Below are 4252 nucleotides of genomic sequence, written 5' to 3' on the forward strand. Positions count from 1 at the left end.
GTACCTGACCGGGCAGGCCCTGGCTCTGCGGGGCGTCGGGCTGCGGGAACCCGTACCCGGCAGGCTGACCCGCGGCCTGGGCCCCGGGTGCCGGGGCAGCGGCCGGGCTCTGCGCGGGCTGCGGGGCCGGAGGCTGCGGTGCCTGGGCGCCCTGCTGCGGGAAGCCGTACCCGCCCGGCGTCGGCGGGGTGTGGCCATCGGGGTGCGGGAAGCCGTATCCGGCCTGAGGCGTGGGTGCCTGGGGCGCGGCGTCGGCCGGCTGCGGGGCCGGGGCCGGGGGCTGTGGTGTGGTCGGTGCGGGGGCGCCGGGGTGCGGGAAGCCGTATCCCTGCTGGGGGTTGGGCTGCTGCGGTGCCTGGGTGCCCTGCTGCGGGAAGCCGTAGCCGCTCTGCGGGGCAGGTGTGACGGGTGCCTGCGGTACCGGAGGCTGCTGGGCCGCCGGAACGCCGGGGGCGTACGGCTGGCCGGACTGAGGGGCGGCCGGCTGGTTCCAGGCGGCGGGTGCGGGCTGCGGTGCCTGGGGCTGGAACGGCGACTGCGGGGCCGGCGGCACGGCGGACGGGCCCTGCGCGGCCGCGGGCTGCGGCTGTCCGGGCATCGGGTCCGGCTGCTGGGGCGAGGGCTGTGCGGGCCACTGGACCGCGGGAGCGGGCGCGGCGGGCTGGTACGACGGCGGCAGCGGCGGCAACCCGCCCTGCGGGGCCGCCGCGGGAGCCCAGGCGGGCGGCGTGTCCTGCGGGGCGGCCGGGGCCGGAACGACCGGAACGGCGTCCTGAGGGGCGCTGTCCGCGGGCGTGCTGCCCTGCGGTACGGCGTCGGCGGGTGCGGCGTCCGGGGGCTCGACGTCGGAGGGCCCTATGTCCCCGGGGGCGGAGTCCTGCGGCGACGAGTCTTCGACGGCGTCTTCGTCCTCGTCTTCGACTGCGGCTTCGTCTTCGTCCTCGTCCTCGACGAACTCGGCTTCCGCGGGCTTCGCCGCGTCGGCCGAGACGCTGTCGTCGGCTCCGGAGGCTTCGTCGTCGGCCGCGACCGCTTCCTGAGCCGGTTCGTCCGCGCCGTCCGTGTCCACCGGCTCGACGTCTTCCTGAGGCGAAACGTCCCCGGTGGGTTCGACGTCGGCGGTCCCGGCCTCGGCCCCCGTGGACTCCGCGTCCACGTTCGCTTCCTCGGCCACGGGAGCGGAGACCTGTGGTGCGTCCTGCGTGGCCTCAGCTTCGGTCTCGGCCTCGCTCACGGCGTCCTCGGACTCGACGGACCCGGCCGCACCCGCGTCGGTGCCGCCCTCGCCCGCCTGCTCGGCATCCGTCTCGGACTCACCCTTCTCGGGCTCGACAGCGGCGTCCGCCACGGGAGCCGTGCCCGCGCCCTTGCCTTCGGCCTCGGCAGTGCGCTCCGCGATCTCGCGCTTCAGTGCGGCCGTGGAGAACCGCATGGTCGCGCCGCTCTCCAGGTCACCGGTGCCGGACTCCGGCTCAGGCGCGGCCGGAGCCGCCGGCGGAGCCGAGGGCGGCGCGGACGGAGCCCACTGATTCTGGTACCCGCCCGACGGAATGTTCGGCACAGCCGTGGGCGACGCGGGATCCGCGCCCCCCTGCGCCGCAGGCTCCCCCTGCGGCTGGGGCTCGAACCCGCTCCCCACCGGCAGCCTCGGTACGGCAACAGGGCCTCCACCCTGCGGCGCGGGCGGCGTGAACGGCGCCCCGGGGGCCGGAGCGTGAGGAGCCGGAGGCGTGAAGGCAGCCCCGGGCCCGGCGGCCGGAGGAGCCGGCGGAGCGAAGGGCGCACCCGGTGCGGGCGCCGGCGGAGGCGGCGTGAACGGAGCCCCGGGAGCCGGAGTGCCCGGAGCACCCGTGGCCCCGGCCGTCTGAGTCGCGTGCGGAGGAGGAGTCAGGCCCGGAATCGGAGCGCCCGGCGGGAACGGCGAAACCCCGGGCCCCGTCTGCCCAGGGAAGGAAGAGGGAGACGTCCCGGCCGCCCCTGCCGGAACCCCGGCCGCCCCGCTCGCACCAGGCTCCCGGTCCGAATCCCCGGAGGGCCCGGACGCGTTCTGCGTGTACCAGGCGGGCGGCGCGTAGTCGATGGTGAACTCGCCGGTCGTCTCGATGGCGGACTCGGCGTCGGGCTGGTCATCGCCGGGTGTGGCCCAGCCCCCGCGGATCCCGTCCCGATCGCTGCTCACAGTTCCTCCTGGTGTGGTCGAGCACCCTCATGCCGTGCCGGGGCGACCATGTTCGTGTGGTTCTCAGTCGTCCGTAGTCGTTCGAGGTAGTCCGATCCACCGGCTCTCCCCCTGGGCCGCCGACGCCCGGTCCACGGGTTCTGGCATGGCGCCCGGTCCCAGCCTAATCACCGCACGCCCCACCTCGGCAGGCCCGTCCACCCCCGAGCACCCGCCCACCCGGTCACGGGCTGCCCGTAAGTGCCCTACAGAGTCAGCGTATTGATGCACAATCCGGACGAATTTTATGAACAAGTCCGACGGAACATGGAGAGAGGTGATCGTGGCCGGGCTCGAACCGACGTGCCCCGTAAGAGGATTCACGGGCATAGTGGGGCCGATCATGCGCGCCCCCGGCGGCCGTGACGTGCGAGTCCCGCCACGGCGCATTCCGGCAGAGCAGAAAAGGATCCCTTCGCGTGAGCTTCGGCCCACCCCCGTCCGTCTACACACAATCCGCACTCGCCGCCGACACCCACAAGCGCCGTCGCAAGCGGCTGTTGGGAGGTCTGGCCGTCCTCGTGGTCCTCGGTCTCGGTGCCGGAGGTCTGCTCCTGTCGTCCGCGGGGGACGACAGCGGGCACGCCAGTGGCAAGGGGGCGGCGGCCGCTCCCCAGAGCCCCGACGCCGTCAGGGAATCGGTCGAGAAGGTCCCCGGCTCGCCCGAGGGACGGCTGGCCCTCGAACACGACGAGGAGGGCCTCTCCGCGAACTCCGACACCAATCCGCGCTACGCGCCCGGCACTTGGGCCACCAAGAAGATCCTCGCCCGTGGTGTCGCCAACCGGATCGTGGGCCTCAGGATCAAACCGCCGTACGACGAGACGGCCTGGACCCTGAAGCTGGACGGCCATATCTGCGCCACCAGCAGGCACGTCACCGCCGACGGCCGCACCGCCGTGGTCATCCAGCCGCCGCACGCCAAGGGCTCCAAGCAGGAGGGCGTCTGCGACCAGGTGGTGTTCTTCGACCTGAACACCGGCAAGAAGCTGTGGCAGAAGAAGATGCCCTCGCCGCAGCGGGCGTTCGTCACCAACACCAACCTCACCCTGACCAAGGGCGTCGTCGCCGTGGCCTGGGGTCACGGCTCGGTGGCGTACGACATGAAGGACGGCAGGCGGCTCTGGGACAGCACGACCGTCTCCCGGTGCGAGGACAAGGGATACGCCGGCGGCCGCGCGCTGCTCGCCCTGGTCAGCTGCGGCGAGGGGCCCGAGGCCACGTACGAGGTGCAGAAGCTCGACCCGCGCACCGGCAGGACCCGGTGGACCTACAAGGTCGCGAGCGGGGTCACCACCGTCTACCTGCCCTCCTCCGACCCGCCCGTGGTCGCGGTGGCGGCGGGGGACAGCAAGGTGACCGATCTGCTCTCGCTGGACGGCCGGGGCCGTCGCCGCGCCACCATCTCGCTGTCGGGCTACGACGCCAAGTGCGGCGAGCGCTACTTCCTCGCGCCGTACTTCGGTGTCCTGGAGAACTGCGACGGCCTGGTCGTCGGGCGGACCCAGGCCTACGTCATGAGCAAGGAGAACATCGCCAACAACCAGCCGTCGGACTGGATCGTGGCCTTCGACCTGAAGACCGGCCGGAGCCAGGGCAAGTTCGACGGCCGGGAACTCCAGATGGTCTATCCGCTGCGGATGAGCGGCGACGAACTCCTCGTCTACCGGCAGGGAGCCGGGGTCTCCGCGCCGGCGGCCGTCGTCAGCTGGAACGCCCGCACGGACAAGGAGACGCCGCTGCTCTTCTTCCAGCTGCCGGACGAGGAGGACAGCAACCTGAGCGACCCCACGGAGTCGGACATCGTCTTCGAGCAGGGACGGGTCTTCTTCGGCCAGCGGGAACTGGTCCATGACGACAAGGCCCCCAAGGATCCGGTCCTCATGGCGATCGGCTTCGGAAGTGCCGGCCTGAAGCACTGACCGGCACCGGCACCCTCGGGGCGCGGGAACCAAAATGGGGGGGGCCGGAACGGGAGCCCCCCAGTAGTGAGCGGGGGACGCGGCGGTAGAGGACCGGGGGCGCGGGGGCGGG

General features: G+C 73.2%; 2 protein-coding genes. One reads left to right on the plus strand and one right to left on the minus strand.

Annotated features, from left to right (window positions below; all coding sequences use genetic code 11):
* Positions 1-2179 (minus strand): SCO5717 family growth-regulating ATPase (locus ACFW2E_RS42520; protein WP_384476225.1); only part of this gene is annotated, 2179 nt, incomplete at its 3' end.
* A gap of 458 nt (positions 2180-2637) precedes the next feature.
* On the opposite strand from ACFW2E_RS42520, the gene ACFW2E_RS42525 reads away from it, so the two are divergent.
* Positions 2638-4140, plus strand: coding sequence for a PQQ-binding-like beta-propeller repeat protein (locus tag ACFW2E_RS42525; protein ID WP_384476228.1), 1503 nt, complete (start codon positions 2638-2640; stop codon positions 4138-4140).
* Positions 4141-4252 lie beyond the last annotated feature (112 nt).

It is taken from the genome of Streptomyces sp. NPDC058964, assembly GCF_042741275.1.
GTDB lineage: Bacteria > Actinomycetota > Actinomycetes > Streptomycetales > Streptomycetaceae > Streptomyces.